The organism is Bradyrhizobium sp. HKCCYLS3013, assembly GCF_051167615.1.
Classification (GTDB): domain Bacteria; phylum Pseudomonadota; class Alphaproteobacteria; order Rhizobiales; family Xanthobacteraceae; genus Bradyrhizobium.
The window spans coordinates 43,374-60,536 of record NZ_JBNPTK010000026.1 but is presented as its reverse complement, the minus strand read 5'-3'; the positions used below and the strand labels follow the sequence as shown (position 1 = coordinate 60,536).

The 17,163-nt window shown below is 65.6% G+C and carries 15 protein-coding genes; 3 read left to right on the top strand and 12 right to left on the bottom strand.

Annotated elements, in window-relative coordinates:
* Window positions 1-144: 144 nt before the first annotated feature.
* Window positions 145-651, bottom strand: coding sequence for a hypothetical protein (locus tag ACQR1F_RS30500; protein WP_434914436.1), 507 nt, complete (start codon window positions 649-651; stop codon window positions 145-147).
* Window positions 652-863: 212 nt separating this feature from the next.
* Window positions 864-1,793: a hydrogen peroxide-inducible genes activator gene (locus ACQR1F_RS30495; protein ID WP_315803486.1), complete on the bottom strand. Its 930-nt coding sequence runs from the start codon at window positions 1,791-1,793 to the stop codon at window positions 864-866.
* Window positions 1,794-2,022: 229 nt separating this feature from the next.
* Here ACQR1F_RS30495 and katG point away from each other — a divergent pair, with 229 nt between their 5' ends.
* Window positions 2,023-4,203: a catalase/peroxidase HPI gene (katG, locus tag ACQR1F_RS30490; RefSeq protein WP_434881350.1), complete on the top strand. Its 2,181-nt coding sequence runs from the start codon at window positions 2,023-2,025 to the stop codon at window positions 4,201-4,203.
* Window positions 4,204-4,298: 95 nt separating this feature from the next.
* On the opposite strand, the gene ACQR1F_RS30485 is transcribed toward katG, so the two are convergent.
* Entirely contained in the window at window positions 4,299-5,114 is an 816-nt protein-coding gene (locus ACQR1F_RS30485; RefSeq protein ID WP_316183330.1) for a lytic murein transglycosylase, read from the bottom strand.
* Between the two features lie 591 nt (window positions 5,115-5,705).
* Here ACQR1F_RS30485 and ACQR1F_RS30480 point away from each other — a divergent pair.
* Window positions 5,706-6,293 (top strand): PepSY domain-containing protein, encoded by a 588-nt coding sequence (locus ACQR1F_RS30480; protein WP_316183329.1) that lies wholly within the window; start codon window positions 5,706-5,708, stop codon window positions 6,291-6,293.
* A gap of 9 nt (window positions 6,294-6,302) precedes the next feature.
* Here ACQR1F_RS30480 and ACQR1F_RS30475 read toward each other — a convergent pair whose 3' ends face one another.
* The 9 genes from ACQR1F_RS30475 to ACQR1F_RS30435 all read right to left on the bottom strand — a co-directional run bounded on the left by ACQR1F_RS30475 (window position 6,303) and on the right by ACQR1F_RS30435 (window position 16,077).
* Entirely contained in the window at window positions 6,303-6,995 is a 693-nt protein-coding gene (locus tag ACQR1F_RS30475) for a TetR/AcrR family transcriptional regulator (RefSeq protein WP_315803482.1), read from the bottom strand.
* Between the two features lie 148 nt (window positions 6,996-7,143).
* A complete protein-coding gene (locus tag ACQR1F_RS30470) occupies window positions 7,144-7,866 on the bottom strand; it encodes an HAD-IA family hydrolase (protein WP_315803481.1) in 723 nt (240 codons plus the stop codon).
* On the bottom strand, window positions 7,863-8,807 hold the full coding sequence (gene cbbX, locus ACQR1F_RS30465; RefSeq protein WP_315803503.1) for a CbbX protein: 945 nt from the start codon (window positions 8,805-8,807) through the stop codon (window positions 7,863-7,865). The genes ACQR1F_RS30470 and cbbX overlap by 4 nt, the downstream gene beginning before the upstream one ends.
* 162 nt (window positions 8,808-8,969) lie before the next feature.
* The gene (locus ACQR1F_RS30460) at window positions 8,970-9,389 is read right to left on the bottom strand and encodes a ribulose bisphosphate carboxylase small subunit (protein ID WP_316183328.1); all 420 of its coding nucleotides are present in this window, start codon (window positions 9,387-9,389) and stop codon (window positions 8,970-8,972) included.
* Window positions 9,390-9,464: 75 nt separating this feature from the next.
* Complete coding sequence (locus ACQR1F_RS30455; RefSeq protein WP_434914435.1) at window positions 9,465-10,925, bottom strand: form I ribulose bisphosphate carboxylase large subunit; 1,461 nt, start codon at window positions 10,923-10,925, stop codon at window positions 9,465-9,467.
* Window positions 10,926-10,960: 35 nt separating this feature from the next.
* Window positions 10,961-12,043: a class II fructose-bisphosphate aldolase gene (fba, locus tag ACQR1F_RS30450; protein WP_434914434.1), complete on the bottom strand. Its 1,083-nt coding sequence runs from the start codon at window positions 12,041-12,043 to the stop codon at window positions 10,961-10,963.
* A 43-nt stretch (window positions 12,044-12,086) separates the two neighbouring features.
* Complete coding sequence (gene tkt, locus ACQR1F_RS30445) at window positions 12,087-14,114, bottom strand: transketolase (RefSeq protein WP_434914433.1); 2,028 nt, start codon at window positions 14,112-14,114, stop codon at window positions 12,087-12,089.
* Window positions 14,111-14,986, bottom strand: a complete 876-nt coding sequence (locus ACQR1F_RS30440; protein WP_315803476.1) for a phosphoribulokinase — start codon at window positions 14,984-14,986, stop codon at window positions 14,111-14,113. The genes tkt and ACQR1F_RS30440 overlap by 4 nt, the downstream gene beginning before the upstream one ends.
* 35 nt (window positions 14,987-15,021) lie before the next feature.
* Window positions 15,022-16,077, bottom strand: coding sequence for a class 1 fructose-bisphosphatase (locus ACQR1F_RS30435; protein ID WP_434914432.1), 1,056 nt, complete (start codon window positions 16,075-16,077; stop codon window positions 15,022-15,024).
* 146 nt (window positions 16,078-16,223) lie between these two features.
* On the opposite strand from ACQR1F_RS30435, the gene ACQR1F_RS30430 reads away from it, so the two are divergent.
* The gene (locus ACQR1F_RS30430) at window positions 16,224-17,144 is read left to right on the top strand and encodes a LysR family transcriptional regulator (RefSeq protein WP_434887192.1); all 921 of its coding nucleotides are present in this window, start codon (window positions 16,224-16,226) and stop codon (window positions 17,142-17,144) included.
* Window positions 17,145-17,163: the final 19 nt, after the last annotated feature.

The following is a 17,163-nucleotide window of genomic DNA, read 5'->3' as shown; positions in this document are numbered from 1 at the left end:
CTGGCGCAGCCGTCACGTCCATCGCAGCCCACCTCAACGTATCGTGACGACGCGTACGTCCCTCTGCTCGAGGCGGGGTACGCACAGATAAGCACGATTTCTGAAATTACGTAATAGAATTATTCTTACCGGAAGATCAAGAGATCAGCGCGGGCAACGGGACGAGGCCGGCCGGTCGGTCAGGATGTCGCGCGCGGCCACCGCGATCCGCCGACACAAGGACAGCGCCGTCTCCTTGTCCTTGACATGGAAGATCCCGTCGCTGATCAAGCGGTCGTCGAGCCAGGCGCGAAACGCCTGTTCGCTGTCCGGCGTGAACGTCCCCTCCTCGTAGATAAAGCCGCTCAGCGGGCCTTCAATCACGTAGTCGGTGTCGGCGGCATATTGAGAGGGACGCGCACATTGCGCCCAGATGCGGCCGTCAGTGTCGACAAAGGCCAGGACGCCATCATCACGCTCGTCAATTTTCACCCGAACCTCCTCGCGCGCATCCCCGAACGAGCTCTCTCCCTGCGAGCGCAGCGAAGCAAGCCAGAACCATGGCGGGACTCTGGGTTGCCTCGTCGCATCGCTCCCCGCAATGACGGAGGCCCTCATGTCGAAGCGGCTCAGGCATGGACCGTTCTCCAGGTGCGCAGCCTCGATCAGCAAGCGCGCGAGCGGCGAGCCAACCGACCGAGATCACGATCCGGCGGCATCGCCACCCCGCGTGCGCGTCGGACGTTCGACCGCTCGCGGAGATCGATACAAGACTTATGCCATGGGAAAACCGGACGTGACGGGCCACGACGACGGATCGCTCCTACACGGTGCGGGCGGGGCGCAGCAGGGATGGCGTCAGCCGGCGTCGTCACGCGCGGCGCTCAGCCGCGCCGCTTGCGGCCCTGCGCTGCCGCGGCCTGCTTGCGCAGACCCTCGGCCGCGCTGCCGACGATCTCGGAAATCTGCATCAGCTGCTTGGCGAGCGGGCTGGTCTTGCGCCAGACCATGCCGACCGTGCGCTGCGGCTGCGGATCGGCGAAGCGCGCCAGCGACACCGACGCCGACCGCGTCTCGACGCCGACCGCCATCTCCGGAATCAACGTCACGCCCATGCCGGCGCCGACCATCTGCACCAGGGTCGACAGCGAGGAGGCATCGAGCATCTCGCGCGGCGCCTGCATGTTGCAGAACGACAGCGCCTGGTCGCGGAAGCAGTGCCCCTCCTCCAGCAACAGCAGCCGCATCTCGCGCAGCATCTCGCTGCTCGGCACGTCAGCGCCTTCATATTCCGGCGGCCGCACCAGCAGGAAGTTCTCCGCGAACAGCGCGACCTCGGTCAGCGAGGGCTCCGAGACCGGCAGCGCGACGATCGCCGCATCGAGGCGGCCCTCGACCAGTTCCTCGATCAAGGTCGGCGTCTTGGACTCGCGGACGTGGATGTCGATCTCGGGATGCTTGCGCGTCAGGTTCCCGATCACCTTGGGCAACAGATAAGGCGCGACAGTCGGGATCATGCCGAGCCGCAGCCGGCCGGTGAGCTTGTCGCGCGAGGCGCGGGCGAAGTCGCCGAGCTCGTCGACCGAGCGCAGGATCTCGCGGACGCGTTCGGCGAGCTGCTCGCCGAACCGGGTCAGCACGACCTGACGGGCGTTGCGCTCCAGCAGCACGCCGCCGAGCGCCTCCTCCATCTCCTTGATCTGCATCGACAGCGCCGGCTGCGAGATCGCACAGGCCTCGGCGGCGCGGCCGAAATGCCCCAGACGCGCCAGCGCGTCGAAATAGCGAAGCTGCCGCATCGTCAGATGTATCATCAGATTATCTTATCGCTCATCGACGCGAAGTCAATTTTCCCTGACTACAAGCCTGAGGTGTGTCGCCAACGTCTGGCATCGTTTTGCGTTTGGACGGGCGTCACACCGCGTTCATCAGATAATCTTATCGTTATGATCATCAATCTCAATTTCCCCTGATCGAAGTAGCCGCGTAGGGTCCCGGCTCCCACCCCAGGGGGAACCATGACGATCACGTCAGGAGGCAAACATGGATGACGTCAGCAAGTGCCCGTTTTCGGGCGGCTTGAAGGGATTTTCGAACAAGGATTGGTGGCCGAACCAGCTCAATCTGTCGGTCCTGCATCAGCACTCGAACCTGTCCGATCCGCTCGGCGAGACGTTCGACTACTCCAAGGAATTCAAGAGCCTCGATCTCGACGCGGTGATCAAGGACCTGCACGCGCTCATGACCGATTCGCAGGAATGGTGGCCGGCGGACTTCGGTCATTATGGTCCGCTGTTCATCCGCATGGCCTGGCATGCCGCCGGCACCTATCGCATCGGCGACGGCCGCGGCGGCGCCGGCACCGGTCAGCAGCGCTTTGCGCCGCTGAACAGCTGGCCCGACAACGCCAACCTCGACAAGGCCCGCCGCCTGCTGTGGCCGATCAAGCAGAAATACGGCCAGAAGATCTCCTGGGCCGACCTGTTCGTGCTGACCGGCAACGTCGCGCTGGAATCGATGGGCTTCAAGACCTTCGGCTTCGGCGGCGGCCGCGCCGACACCTGGGAGCCGGAGCAGGACATCTATTGGGGTCCCGAAGGCAAGTGGCTCGCCGACGAGCGCTACAGCGGCGACCGTCAGCTCGCGGGCTCGCTCGCTGCCGTGCAGATGGGCCTGATCTACGTCAACCCGGAAGGCCCGAACGGCAACCCCGACCCGCTGGCGGCCGCGCGCGACATCCGCGAGACCTTCGCCCGCATGGCGATGAACGACGAAGAGACGGTGGCGCTGATCGCCGGCGGTCATACCTTCGGCAAGACCCACGGCGCGGGTGACGCGTCGCTGGTCGGGGCGGAGCCTGAGGGCGCCGACATCGCGCAGCAGGGTCTCGGCTGGGCCAGCAAATACGGCTCGGGCAAGGGCGGCGACACCATCACCTCCGGCCTCGAGGTGATCTGGACGACGACGCCGACCAAGTGGAGCAACAACTTCTTCTGGAATCTGTTCGGCTATGAATGGGAGCTGACCAAGAGCCCGGCCGGCGCGCACCAGTGGAAGCCGAAGCACGGCGCCGGCGCCAACACGGTGCCGGACGCACACGACAAGTCCAAGCGCCACGCGCCGTCGATGCTGACCACCGACCTCGCGCTGCGCTTCGATCCGGCCTACGAGAAGATCTCGCGCCGCTTCATGGAGAATCCGGATCAGTTCGCCGACGCCTTCGCCCGCGCCTGGTTCAAGCTGACCCATCGCGACATGGGCCCGAAGGTGCGCTACCTCGGCCCGCTGGTGCCGAAGGAAGACCTGATCTGGCAGGATCCGGTGCCGGCCGTCGATCATCCGCTCGTGGATGACAGGGACGTCGCGTCGCTGAAGGCAAAGATCCTCGCCTCGGGCCTGTCGGTGTCTCAGCTGGTCTCGACCGCCTGGGCTTCGGCCTCGACCTTCCGCGGCTCGGACAAGCGCGGGGGCGCCAATGGCGCGCGCATTCGTCTGGCCCCGCAGAAGGACTGGGCGGTCAACAATCCGGCCGAGCTTGCCAAGGTGCTCTCGACGCTCGAGGGCATCCAGAAGGAGTTCAACGCGCAGGCCAGCGGCGGCAAGAAGGTGTCGCTCGCCGACCTGATCGTGCTGGCCGGCAATGCCGGCGTCGAGGCGGCCGCCAAGAAGGCCGGCGTCGAGGTGAGCGTGCCGTTCGCGCCGGGCCGCACCGACGCCTCGCAGGAGCAGACCGACGTCGAATCGTTTGCGGTGCTCGAACCGACCCATGACGGCTTCCGCAACTATCTCAGCGGCAAGCAGTGGCTGTCCGGCGAGGAGCTGCTGGTCGACAAGGCGCAACTGCTCACCCTGACCGCGCCGGAGATGACCGTGCTGGTCGGCGGCCTGCGCGTGCTCGGCGCCAACGCCAACGGCTCCAAGCATGGCGTGTTCACCGCGCAGACCGAGACGCTCTCCAACGACTTCTTCGCCAACCTGCTCGACATGAGCGTGGCCTGGCGTCCGGTCGATCAGGGCGAGCACACCTTCGAGGGCCGCGACCGCAAGACCGGCGCGATCAAGTGGACGGCCACCCGCGCCGACCTCATCTTCGGCTCGCACTCGCAACTGCGCGCGCTGGCCGAGGTCTATGCGAGCTCGGATGCCAAGCAGAAGTTCGTCAAGGACTTCGTCGCCGCCTGGACCAAGGTGATGAACCTCGACCGGTTCGAGCTGAAGGCCTGAGGCGAGACGCCGACTGACTGCTCATACAGAGAAGCGGCGCTTCAGCGATGAAGCGCTGCTTTTTTGATGGAACAGGCTTATCAGTCGCGGGCCTGTCAGCGCGCCGCGGCCGAGCCGCCGCCGTCGATCTGGCGGCCCATCAGCGCGATCGCCTTCTGATAGACGCCGGCGGCGTTCCAGGCCTCGATGGCTGCGAAGTTCGGCTCGCCCGGCTGATATCCGGCGCCCGCCTTCCAGCCATTGGCACGCAGGAAGTTCGCCGTCGAGGCGAGCGCATTGGCGGCGACGTCGAGATTGCCGACGCCATAGGCCAGGATGTTCTTCGGCATGAACTGGGTCTGCCCGACCTCGCCATGCATCGAGCCGCGGGTGTTGCCAGAAAGCACGCCGCGGTCGATCAGCTTGAGCGCGGCATAGAGCTGGTCGGTGAAGAACTCCGGACGGCGGCAGTCATAGGCGAGCGTCGCGATCGAGGACAGCATGTGCTGATTGCCGCGCTGGCTGCCAAACGCGCTCTCCATGCCCCAGATCGCGATCAGCGGTCCGGGCGGCACGCCGTAGCGCTGCTCGATCGAGGCGAACATCGCGGCCTGCGACTGCTTGAGCTGGCGCCCGCGCGCGACGATCGCAGCAGCGCCGCGCTTGACGAGGAACTGATCGAGCGACAGCGAGAAGCTGCGCTGGCCACGATCGGCCGCGATCGTCGCCGAGGCGTAGTTGGTCTGCATCAGCGCTGATATCGCGGTGCCGCCGACGCCCTTCGCCCTCGCCTCCTCGCTGAACTCGCGCTTCCACGCCTCGAACCCCGCCGGCGACGAGCCGCACTGCGCCGCCTGCGCAACGCCGCCGCAGGCAGCGAGCAGCGTCGCGGCGGTGAACGTGAAGGTGATCATGGCCCGGCGTTTGCTCATTCAGACTCCTCTGGTCGCGTCCGCCGATGCGGCTCGCACCATTATCCTGCGGGACATCGGACGCCGCTGGCGGCGGTCATATCGGCTGCCCCGGTTTGCAACGGCGACAACCTATCGGAAATGGAAGAAAATCATAGCCGGGCGGGAATTAGCCGCAGATGAACGAGCGTCGACCATCGCCTGTGTGCGCACCAGCACCGCTGGCGGAACCGATCGCCATGCGGGTTCCAACGATCACCTTCTGAAATCGCGATGCCGGCTGCGGCCGCATCGGAGTTCGGCCCGCCCGGCATTATTATACGGTTTCGTTTAGCGAGAGCGGCGTGAGACGCGCGGGCGCGTTCGCGCATGGACGGGTGAATCACCAACGTCGAGATCGTCGGCCTCGACGACGATCTCCGCTCCGCTCGTCCGCGGCCTCGAGAGCCGCGCAGGAATGGGTCTCTTCTGGATCCAGACACCTCCCGGGGGAGCCAACCTTGACAGGTCCTCCGGCCGTCATTATAAAACGATACAGTTTCGTTTTATCGCAACCGTTTCCCAAGGGAATGCTCTACAAGCACCGACCGAGATCGGAGACAGCAGGCCGTCATGAAACGAATCATTCTTTTGAGCTTGATCCTGCTGTCGTGGACTCCCCTGGCGCACGCCGTCGCCGGGACCGGCAGCGGCATGCAGACCGAGAGGGATCCACAAGTCTCCACCGATCCGGCACTGAGTCAGGAGACGATCGATCGCGAGCTCGACAAGTTCCGGCGGACGGAGGTGTCACTGCACCAGGCGCTGCGGATCGCCGAGAGGATTCATCCGGGCTCCAAGACAGCGGACATCAGCTTCGAAGGTGGGCTCGACGCCCCCGTCTACAAGGTCCGAACCCTGCAGAGCGGACGGATCTGGGAATCCGACATCGACGGCACCACGGCAAAGGTGCGCAACAGCGTGCTGTTCTCCACCGTGGATGGACTGAGCGAAAGCGACCGTAACAGCCTGGCTGCCCTCACCACGGTCCGGCTCAAGATGTCGGATGCGATTCGGATCGCCGAGCGCTCGGCGGCCGGCCGGGCGATCAGTGGCGGCCTGATGAACAAGGACGGCAAGCTCGCCTTCGTCGTGGTCGTCGTCAGCGGCAACGATCTCAAGCAAGTGACGCTCGAACCGTCATCGCTGCGGCGACGCTGATCGCGCCGCTCACGCCTTCGGCTGAAGCGTCAGGAACGTCTTGACCCGGTCACGGACGAAGCCGGGCAGCTCCCTGCGGATCGTCCTTTCGCTCTCGCCCATGAGCGAGCGCATGATCACCGGCATGACGATCAGATCGATGAAGATCTCGGCAGAGGCGGCCGACGCCTTCGACGGCGTCCGGCGGGCGGTCGTGGCCGAGGCGCCGATCGTCTCGCCGAGCAGCACCGCCACGGCATGGGCCGCCCGTTTGCGTGAGACGTCATGAAACTGACAACTGAGATCGGGAAACCGGTAAGCCTCCCCGATCGTGACCCGTAACAATCCCAGCGAGTCCTTCAGCGCGCGATCGACGATGGCGATGGCAAGTCCGACCAGTTTCTCCTGTGCGGTGCCGGCCACCGGCGTGTAGGATCCCAGATTCATCACGTCGTTGATGGAGCGCGCGACGACGGCGGCAAACAAGGCGGCCTTGCCGGTGTATCGGGCATAAATCGTCGGCTTGCTGGCGGGGGCGCGTTCAGCGATCTCGTCGATGCTGGCACCGTCGAAGCCACGCTCGAGAAACACCGCGCGCGCAGCGTCCAGAATACGCTCCTCGATGTTTCCAGCGAGCGCCTTCGGCGGCCGTCCCACCCGCCCGCGAAACGCTTCCGTGCGGGCAACGTCCGTACGTTTCAATTTGGCCTGCGTGCGGGCCATACTCAACGACCTCGACTCGACATGAAGACATGTCGTCAAGGGATTACACGTTCTTGTCGAGACGGCAATAGAACGACCACGCCACGCGGCTATGCGCATGGTGGCGTACATAATCGGCAACGTATCACCACAAACACCTCAAAATACCTCAGGCAACAAACTCCCCGAGGTCATCGAGCACGGCGAGCGCACCGTCGAACGTGTCGTCGTGAAAGTAGAGGCTGCGCGTGATCAGCACGGGAACGCCGGCGCGGGTCGCAGCCATCAACCCGTTACCGGAGTCCTCGATCGCGATGCAACTGGCCGCGGGTAGATCGAGCTGCGACAAGACCTCCAGGTAGACATCCGGTGCAGGCTTCTTGCGCGCGACATCGTCGGCCGCCACGACGGCGGCAAATCCTGCCTCCCAGTCGGCGCCCAGCACGGGCGCCAACAGGGCATCGATATTGCCGCGCGTGGTCGTCGTCGCGATCGCGAGCCGCTGCCCGCGGGCCGAGGCAGCCTCCAGCAAGGCTTGAACGCCCGGGCGCAACGGGCAGCCCTTGTCGGCCATCAGCGCGGCAAACCGCTCCGTCTTGATGCGATGAAGCCGGGCAACGACGGCGTCGCTGAGCGGCGGACCCGTGCGCCGCATCTGGTCGAACGCACGGACGCGCTCCTTGCCACCGGTGACACGCAGCAGCTCCTTGTAGATGCGGCGGCCCCAGTGCCAGTCTATGCCCACCGCGACGAACGCCTCATTGAAGGCCTCGCGATGGATCTCCTCGGTCTCGGCCATCGTGCCGTCGACGTCGAAGATCAGTGCGCCGGCGTCGGCGATGCGGCGCCGGAGGTCGTCGAGCGGCGCGTTCCTCACCAGAGCCAGACTCATGATTGCGCCTCCACCCTGCCGTCTCCCGCGTCGGCCCCCTTGGCGAACACGCGGCTTGCCAGCACGTCGCTGGCTTCGATCGACATCACGTCATCGGACGTCAGCACGCGGTCGAGCCGCGACACCAGCCGGTTGGCCTGGCGCAGGCGGATCCGATCCAGCGCGTTGCGGATCGAGCGCGCGTTGGAGAACAAGGGCTGGGTGCGCCGGACGGCGATGTACTTCTCGAAGGCGGCGCGGGCCTCCGGCGTGAAGCGGTAGTTCTGCCCCTCCAGCATCATCTCGGAGATCGTCAGCAGCTCGGCTTCCGAATAGTCGGGGAAGTCGATGTGGTGGGCGATGCGCGAGCGGAAGCCGGGATTGCTCTGGAAGAACTTCTCCATCCGGTCGGCATAGCCGGCAAGAATGACCACGAGGTCCTCGCGCTGCGACTCCATGATCTGCAGCAGGATCTCGATCGACTCCTGGCCGTAGTCGCGCTCGTTCTCGGGACGGTAGAGATAATAGGCCTCGTCGATGAAGAGGACCCCCCCCATCGCCTTCTTCAGCACCTCCTTGGTCTTCGGCGCGGTGTGGCCGATATATTGGCCGACGAGATCGTCGCGGGTCACGCTGATGACGTGGCCGCGGCGGACGAAGCCCAGCCGATGCAGGATGCCGGCCATGCGCAGCGCGACCGTGGTCTTGCCGGTGCCGGGATTGCCGGTGAACGACATGTGCAAGGTCGGAAACGTCGTCGCCAGCCCCATCTTGCGGCGGATCCGCTCCATCATCAGCAGCGAGGCGATTTCGCGGATTCGCGTCTTGACCGGGGTGAGCCCGACCAGCTCGCGGTCGAGCTGCTCCAGCACGGGTGCGATGTCGACGCTCTCGAACTCGCGGCGCAGGTCGACGGTGTCGACCGGCGTGGCCTTGTCGGCATCCGCCTGCGTGGCCTGCATCATGGGCTGGTGCTCCGCTTGGCCGAAGTTCGCACACGCTGGCGGCAGATCCTCCCGCGAACTCCGGCAAGCAGGGGACGCCGTCGAATCGGACTTGATCAATGCGGCAGAGCCGGCGCTGAAGTCCCCTCCCCGACGGGACGGGACTTCAGCGCGGTATTCTTATGAGTAGCGCTCGCCTTCAGGGCGCTCGGCCGCATAGGACCGCGTCGAGTAACGCAGATTGCGTCCGACGGTTTCCTGGCGGTCGAGCCGGAAGCCCGGCTCGTTCTGCGGCCGGTTGACGATGAAGGACAGCCGGATCGACTCCCAGCCATGGCTGGAGTCGAAGGCCGAGATGCGGATGTAGCGGTCGCCATAGATCTTCCGGCATTCGGAAAGCTCGCGCATGATGCCGGCGGCGTCGCGCAGGTCGAACATCGGCAGGCCCCACATCTCCCAATAGGTGTTGCGGGGATGCGGATCGTCGGTGAACTCGATGTTCACGGCCCAGTTCTTCTCGAGGCAGTACTGGATCTGGGCCGTGATCTGCTCGTCGGTCAGATCGGGCAGGAAGGAAAAGCAACCCTGGGTCACGCGCATGTTGAAATCTCCTGATGTTGTGCTGCCGGGCGAGCCGATGTCCGGCCCGCAGCACGGCGACGCATCGAACGTGGTTCAAGCGGCAGGGGTCACGGTCGGCACGAAGTCCGGCGAGTCCGTCGATTCGTAGTTGAAGGTAACGTCCTTCCAGATCTCCAGCGCCTCGCGCAGCGGCGTGCAGGTCTGTGCCGCCTTGGCCAGGATCTCAGGACCTTCATGCACGTAGTCGCGACCCTCGTTGCGGGCGAGGATCATCGCCTCCAGCGCGACGCGGTTGGCCGTCGCACCGGCGGCGATGCCGCGGGGATGGCCGATTGTGCCGCCGCCGAACTGCAGCACGACGTCCTCGCCGAGCAGGTCGAGCAACTGGTGCATCTGGCCGGCATGGATGCCGCCGGAGGCCACGGGCATCAGCTTGTTCAGGCTCGCCCAGTTCTGGTCGAAGAACACGCCATGCTCCAGCCGCATCGGGTTGAAGTCCTCGCGGCAGATGTCGTAGTAGCCGCGCGTGGTGTTCGGATCGCCTTCGAGCTTGCCGACCACCGTGCCGGCATGGATGTGGTCGACGCCGGCGAGCCGCATCCACTTGGCGATGACGCGGAACGACACGCCGTGCGAGCGCTGCCGCGTGTAGGTCGAGTGTCCGGCGCGATGCAGATGCAGGATCATGTCGTTGCGGCGCGCCCATTTCGCCATCGACTGGATCGCGGTGTAGCCGATCACGAGGTCGATCATGATGATCGTCGAGCCGAGCTCCTTGGCGAACTCGGCGCGCTCATACATGTCCTCCATCGTCGCCGCGGTGACGTTGAGATAGGTGCCCTTGATCTCGCCGGTCGCCGCCTGCGCTTTGTTGACCGCCTCCATGCAATACAGGAAGCGCTCGCGCCAATGCATGAAGGGCTGCGAGTTGATGTTCTCGTCGTCCTTGGTGAAGTCGAGTCCGCCCTTCAGCGCCTCGTAGACCACGCGACCGTAGTTGCGGCCGGACAGGCCGAGCTTCGGCTTGACGGTGGCGCCGAGCAAGGGACGGCCGAACTTGTCGAGCCGCTCGCGCTCGACGACGATGCCGGTCGCCGGCCCCTGGAACGTCTTCACATAGGCCACCGGCAGCCGCATGTCTTCGAGCCGCAGCGCCTTCAGCGGCTTGAAGCCGAACACGTTGCCGATGATCGAGGCCGTCAGGTTGGCGATCGAGCCCGGCTCGAACAGGTCGAGATCATAGGCGATGTAGGCGAAATAGCTGCCCGGCGAGCCCGGCACCGGCTCGACCCGGTAGCACTTGGCGCGATACTTCTCGGCGGCGGTCAGGCGGTCGGTCCACACCACTGTCCAGGTCGCGGTCGAGGACTCACCGGCGACGGCAGCGCACGCCTCGACCGGGTCGACGCCGTCCTGCGGCGTGACGCGGAACAGCGCGATGACATCGGTGTCCTTGGGCTGATAGGACGGCTCCCAATAGCCCATGCGCTTGTATTCCATCACGCCGGACTTGTAGCGATCCTTGCCGCGCACCGTGATCGATTGGTCGTTCATGTGTTCCTCCTGAATGTTCATTATCGCCGTTGATGTCAGGCAGCTTCAGTCATTCCCCCAATTCGCGGATCGAGCGCACCGGAGCGGTAGCGCTTGGCCATTTCGGCGAGCGGAATGACCTTGATCCTGGATGCATTGCCGGCTGCGCCGAACTGCTCGAAGCGCTCGCGGCACAATTCGCGCATCGAATCCATCGCGGGCTTCAGGAACTTGCGCGGATCGAACTCGACCTTCGACGACGCGCCGACCTTGCGGAAGATCGCAGTCATCGCGAGCCGGCAGTCGGTATCGATGTTGACCTTGCGGACGCCGTGACGGATGCCGCGCACGATCTCCTCGACCGGCACGCCCCAGGTCTGCGGCATCTCGCCGCCGAACTGGTTGAACATGTCCTGCAGGCTCTGCGGCACCGACGACGAGCCGTGCATGACGAGATGCGTATTCGGCAGCCGGCGATGGATCTCCTCGATGACGTTCATGGCGAGGATCTCGCCATCCGGCTTGCGCGAGAACTTGTAGGCGCCATGCGAGGTGCCCATCGCGATCGCCAGCGCATCGACCTTGGTGGCGCGGACGAAATCAACCGCCTGGTCGGGATCGGTCAGCAGTTGGTCGCGGCTGACCTTGCCCTCGAGGCCGTGGCCGTCCTCCTGCTCGCCGCCGCCATGCTCGAGCGAGCCCAGCACGCCGAGCTCGCCCTCGACCGAGGCACCGACCCAATGCGCCATGTCGGTGACGCGGCGCGTGATGTCGACGTTGTAGTCGTAGTCGGCGGCCGTCTTGGCATCGGCCTTGAGCGAGCCGTCCATCATCACGGACGTGAATCCGTATTTGATCGCGGTGGCGCAGGTCGCCTCGTCGTTGCCGTGGTCCTGATGCAGGCAGAGCGGGATCTGCGGATACATCTCCTCCAGCGCGTCGATCATCTTCGACAGCATGATGTCGCCGGCATAGGAGCGCGCGCCGCGCGAGGCCTGGATGATCACGGGGGCATCGACCGCCGCGGCCGCCTCCATGATCGCGAGCCCCTGCTCCATGTTGTTGATGTTGAACGCCGGCACGCCGTAGCCGCGCTCGGCCGCATGGTCCAGCAATTGTCTGAGCGTGATCCGCGCCATGTTGGTCTCCGTCCCTGTTTCGATGTTCTGTTTGGTGCGCGGCTCAGGACGCCCGCGCCCGGATGATGTTGCGCATCGCCGCATCGGCGACCGCCGCAGGCGTGATGCCGAACTCGCGGTACAGCACCTCGGCCGGTGCCGAGGCGCCGAAGCCGTGCATGCCGACGAACTCGCCGGCATCGCCGAGCCAGCGCGCCCAGTCACCTTCGATCGCGGCTTCGACCCCGATGCGCGGCGCAGCGCCGAGCACCTCGGCGCGATACTCGGCGGACTGCTTGCAGAACAGCTCGAAGCAGGGGGCCGACACCACGGCCGCCTGGACGCCTTCGACCGCCAGCAGCTTGGCCGCCTCCAGCGCGATCGCCACCTCCGAGCCGGTCGCAATCAAGGTCACGTCGCGCCCAGCCTCGGGCTCGACGACCACGTAGGCGCCGAGCGCCACCTTGTTTTGATCAGATGCTTCGGTACGGAACGCCGGCAGCCCCTGCCGCGACAGGCACAGCACCGACGGCGAGGTCTCCGCGCGCAGCGCGCAGTCCCAGGCTTCCGCCGTCTCGACCGCGTCGGCTGGGCGGAATACCAGGAGGTTCGGAATGGCGCGCAGGCTCGCGACATGCTCGACCGGCTGATGCGTCGGGCCATCCTCGCCGAGGCCGATGGAGTCATGCGTCATCACGTGAATGACGCGGATGCCCATCAGCGCGGCCAGGCGAATCGCCGGCCGGCTGTAGTCGGCAAAGGCAAGGAAGGTGCCGCCATAGGGAATGAAGCCGCCATGCAGCGCGATGCCGTTCATGGCCGCAGCCATCGCGTGCTCGCGCACTCCATAGTGGATGTAGTTGCCATCCATCGCGGCCGGTGTGACGGATTTGTGCGTCTTCGCCTTGGTCAGGTTGGAGTGGGTCAGGTCCGCCGAGCCGCCGAGCAGGTTCGGCAGCACCGTCGCGATCACATCGATGACGTTCTGCGACGCCTGGCGGGTGGCGATCTTCGGCCGCTCGGCCGTGAGCTGCGCGATGAACTGCGCCATGCGCTCGGCATAGGCGGCCGGCAGCTTCCTGTTCAGCGCATCATGACAGGGCGAGCGGTCCGCGGTGCACAGCCTGCGCGCACGCTCCTTCCAGGCCTGGCGCACGCTGCGGCCGCGCGCGCCGATCTCGCGCCAGCTCACCAGCACGTCGGCCGGGACCTCGAACGGACGGTGCGGCCAGTGCAGTGCCGCGCGGGTCTTTTCGACCTCCTCCGGCCCGAGCGGCGCGCCATGCGCCTTCTCCGAGCCCTGCCGTCCGGGTGAGCCGAAGCCGATCGTGGTCCGGCACGCGATCATGGTGGGGCGGTTGCTCTGCCGCGCCACAGCGATCGCGGCCTCGATGGCTTCGGGATCATGGCCGTCGATGCGGGACGTCGCCCAGCCCGACGCGGCGAAACGTCCGAGCTGATCATCCGAGCAGGCGAGATCGGTCGAGCCGTCGATCGAGATGCCGTTGTCGTCGAACAACACGATCAAGCGATTCAGCTTGAGATGACCCGCGAGCGAGATCGCCTCGTGGCTGATGCCCTCCATCAGGCAGCCGTCGCCGGCGATCACGTAGGTGTAGTGATCGACCAGATCGTCGCCATAGCGCGCGTTCATCAGGCGCTCGGCGAGCGCCATGCCGACCGCCGTCGCGATGCCCTGCCCGAGCGGACCGGTGGTGGTCTCGACGCCGGGCGTGTGGCCATACTCCGGATGGCCCGGCGTCTTGGCGCCCCATTGCCGGAACCGCTTCAGCTCATCGATCGTGACGGCCTCGTAGCCGGTCAGATGCAGCAGCGCATAGAGCAGCATCGAGCCGTGACCGGCCGACAGCACGAAGCGGTCGCGATCGGGCCAGGCCGGATCGGCGGGATCGAATTTCATGAAGCGCGAGAAAAGGACGGTTGCCACGTCGGCCATGCCCATCGGCATGCCTGGATGACCCGATTTCGCCTTTTCGACGGCGTCGATCGCGAGGAAGCGGATGGCGTTCGCCATCTCGGCATGGCTGGGATCGGCTTTCGGAGCCAGCGTCTGCACGGCGTTGGCGGTCATAGCGTGCGCCTCTTTCGGTCCATCAGTTGCATGATCATGGGGGTGAGAATGAGCTGCATCGCGAGATCGAGCTTGGCGCCGTGGATCACGATCGAATTGGCGCGCGACATGAAGCTCTGCGGGATCATCGAGAGCAGATAGGGAAAGTCGATGCCGCGCGGGTTCTTCAGCCGGATCACGACCATCGATTCATCGGGCGTCGGGATCCAGCGGGCAACGAACGGGTTCGAGGTGTCGACCGTCGGCACACGCTGGAAGTTGATGTCGGTCTCCGAGAACTGCGGGATGATGTAGTTCACGTAGTCTGGCATGCGGCGCAGGATCGTGTCGGTGACCGCCTCGGTCGTGTAGCCGCGCGACGCGCGGTCGCGGTGCAGCTTCTGGATCCACTCCAGGTTCATCACCGGAACAACGCCGATCTTCAGATCGGCGTGCTGCGCGATGTTGACCTTCTCGGTGACGACCGCGCCGTGCAGGCCTTCGTAGAACAGCAGGTCGGAGTCCTCCGGCAGCCGGCTCCACTCGGTGAAGTTGCCGGGCCTCGTGTCGTAGAGCCGCGCCTCCTCCTCGTCGTGGACGTAGTGGCGCGTCATGCCGGTGCCGGTCTCGGAGTAGTCGCGGAAGGTCTTCTCGAGCTCCTCGAACAGATTGGTGTCGGGGCTGAAATGGCTGAAGTGCTTGTTGCCGAGCTCGGCCTCCTCGACCATCTTGCGGCGCATCTCCTCGCGATTGTAGCGATGGAAGGCATCGCCCTCGATATAGGCCGCCTTGACGTTCTCGCGGCGGAAGATGTTCTCGAAGGTCTTCTTGACCGACGTGGTGCCGGCGCCCGACGAGCCGGTGATCGAGATGATGGGATGACGACGTGACATGAACTTTCTCCGGAAGGCGCGTTCGGCAGGCGGGCTCAGCGGAACAGGCCGCGCCGCGCGAACAGGGGCGCATCGCTGGTTTCGAACAGCGGCTCGATGCCCTCATGCAGCTGGTCGACGTCGCGGACAAGGCGGACGTCGCCCATGATCAGCGGCGCGCGCTGATGCGGCGAGCGCGCCGACAGTTCGAGAATGCGCGAACGGCCGCTCGAGGCCGAGCCGCCGGCCCATTCCATGATCAGCGCCATCGGATGCGCTTCGTAGACCAGCCGCAGCCGGCCCTCGCGATAGCCGGGGCGGGAGTCGGCCGGATAGAGGAACACGCCGCCGCGCATCAGGATACGATAGGCCTCGGCGACCAGCGAGGCGATCCAGCGCATGTTGAAGTCGCGGCCGCGCGGGCCGGCGGCGCCCGACAGGCATTCGTCGACATAGTTGCGCACGGCCCCGCTCCAGTGCCGGCGGTTCGACGCGTTGATGGCGAACTCCGGCGTATCCTGCGGGATGCGGATGCCGGACTTGGCGAGCATGAACTCGTGCAAGGTCGGGTGCAGGATGTAGAGATCGACGCGATGGTCGATCGCGAGCACCAGGCAGGTCTGCGGTCCATAAACGAAGAAGCCGGCGGCAAGCTGTGCCGTGCCGGGCTCGAAGAAGCTGGAGAGCACGTCGCGCCCCCGCGGACGGATCGAGAAGATGGTGCCGACGGAGATGTTGTTCTGCAGGTTCGACGAGCCGTCGAGCGGATCGATCGCCACGCAAAGTGGGGCAGCAGCATTGACCGTTTCCGGCCGGTCGCCCTCTTCGGACAGGATGCCGGCGACCGGAGCCCGGCGCAGCGCATCGCGCATCAGATTGTCGGCGACGATGTCGAGCGCCTTCTGGACGTCGCCGTCGGCGTTCACGGTGGCGGCGCCTTCGTCGACGCCGGACAGCGGCGCCACCGCGATCTGCCGCGCGAGCTCGCGCGCCGCCCCGGCCAGAGCCGCGATGACCGCGGCGCAATCGGCGTCGGCACCCTGCGCCGCCAGATGTGCCTGCAATGTCTGATGATGATCCATCTGGTGATCCATGGGCCACTCCCTCGCCATCAGATCCTCTGCCGGGAACTTGATGAAGCCGCACGAATGCGTCGTGCCGCGCTGCTATCAACACTCGATTTGCCTAATTAGGGAAATTTCAATATCTTTGGATAGACCAAAGTTTTCCTTATGTGAACGATCTGATCGAGGGTTCCATGAGCCGGCATTTCTCCCGCGATCTCACCATCCGCCAGCTTCGGGCGCTGGCCGCCGTGCAAAACTCGGGTTCGGTGACGTCAGCGGCCGGCCGTTTGAACCTCACTCAGCCTGCCGTCACCCTGCAGATCCGCAATCTTCAGGAGCTCGCCGGGCTGCCGCTGATCCAGCGCACCACCGACGGCATGATCCTGACCGAGGCCGGGCGCAGCGTGCTGGCGCTGGCCGAACGCGTCGAGGCCGCCTTGCAGGATTGCGAGCAGGCGCTCGACATTCTCGCCGGACGCAGCGGTGGCCGCGTGGCGATCGGCGCGGTCAGCACCGCGAAATATTTCGTGCCGTTTGCGATCGCGGAATTTTCGCGGCGCTTCCCCAAGATCGACGTCACCTTGCGGATCGGCAACCGCGACAGCCTGCGCGAGGCGCTGCGCGGCTATGATCTCGACATTGCCATCATGGGCCGGCCACCGGCCGACGTTCCCGTGGATATGCGGCCCTTCGGCAAGCACCCGCACATCATCATCGCCCCCGCCAACCACCGGCTGGCGCGCCGCAAGCGGATCGCGGCCGAGGATCTCGCCGGCGAGGTGTTCATCACCCGGGAGCCGGGATCAGGCACCCGTCTGCTGATGGAGACATTCTTCGAGAAGCATGGTCTGAAACCAAAGACCAGCATGGAGATGGACAGCAACGAGACCATCAAGCAGGCCGTCATCGCCGGCCTCGGCATCGCCTTCATCTCGCAGCACACGGTCGCCCATGAGCTCAGCGAGGGGCGGCTGGTCACGTTGAAGGTCGCGGGCCTGCCGATCATCCGGCAGTGGCACGCGGTGCGGCGTGCCGACAAGCTGCTGCTGCCGCCGGCGCAGGCGATGCTGGACTTCCTCGGCAAGGAAGGCGCGCGATTTCTGCCGAGCTGAGCGCCGCACCCGATGCCAA

Excerpts from the sequence above, each read along its gene's own strand:
- ACQR1F_RS30470 (WP_315803481.1), bottom strand. The coding sequence starts at position 7,866 with ATGAGTCTGGCTCTGGTGAGGAACGCGCCGCTCGACGACCTCCGGCGC.
- ACQR1F_RS30440 (WP_315803476.1), bottom strand. The coding sequence starts at position 14,986 with ATGTCACGTCGTCATCCCATCATCTCGATCACCGGCTCGTCGGGCGCC.
- ACQR1F_RS30480 (WP_316183329.1), top strand. The coding sequence starts at position 5,706 with ATGAAACGAATCATTCTTTTGAGCTTGATCCTGCTGTCGTGGACTCCC.
- fba (WP_434914434.1), bottom strand. The coding sequence starts at position 12,043 with ATGGCGCGGATCACGCTCAGACAATTGCTGGACCATGCGGCCGAGCGC.
- tkt (WP_434914433.1), bottom strand. The coding sequence starts at position 14,114 with ATGACCGCCAACGCCGTGCAGACGCTGGCTCCGAAAGCCGATCCCAGC.
- ACQR1F_RS30495 (WP_315803486.1), bottom strand. The coding sequence starts at position 1,793 with ATGATACATCTGACGATGCGGCAGCTTCGCTATTTCGACGCGCTGGCG.
- ACQR1F_RS30435 (WP_434914432.1), bottom strand. The coding sequence starts at position 16,077 with ATGGCGAGGGAGTGGCCCATGGATCACCAGATGGATCATCATCAGACA.
- ACQR1F_RS30460 (WP_316183328.1), bottom strand. The coding sequence starts at position 9,389 with ATGCGCGTGACCCAGGGTTGCTTTTCCTTCCTGCCCGATCTGACCGAC.
- katG (WP_434881350.1), top strand. The coding sequence starts at position 2,023 with ATGGATGACGTCAGCAAGTGCCCGTTTTCGGGCGGCTTGAAGGGATTT.
- ACQR1F_RS30455 (WP_434914435.1), bottom strand. The coding sequence starts at position 10,925 with ATGAACGACCAATCGATCACGGTGCGCGGCAAGGATCGCTACAAGTCC.
- ACQR1F_RS30485 (WP_316183330.1), bottom strand. The coding sequence starts at position 5,114 with ATGAGCAAACGCCGGGCCATGATCACCTTCACGTTCACCGCCGCGACG.
- ACQR1F_RS30475 (WP_315803482.1), bottom strand. The coding sequence starts at position 6,995 with ATGGCCCGCACGCAGGCCAAATTGAAACGTACGGACGTTGCCCGCACG.
- ACQR1F_RS30430 (WP_434887192.1), top strand. The coding sequence starts at position 16,224 with ATGAGCCGGCATTTCTCCCGCGATCTCACCATCCGCCAGCTTCGGGCG.
- cbbX (WP_315803503.1), bottom strand. The coding sequence starts at position 8,807 with ATGCAGGCCACGCAGGCGGATGCCGACAAGGCCACGCCGGTCGACACC.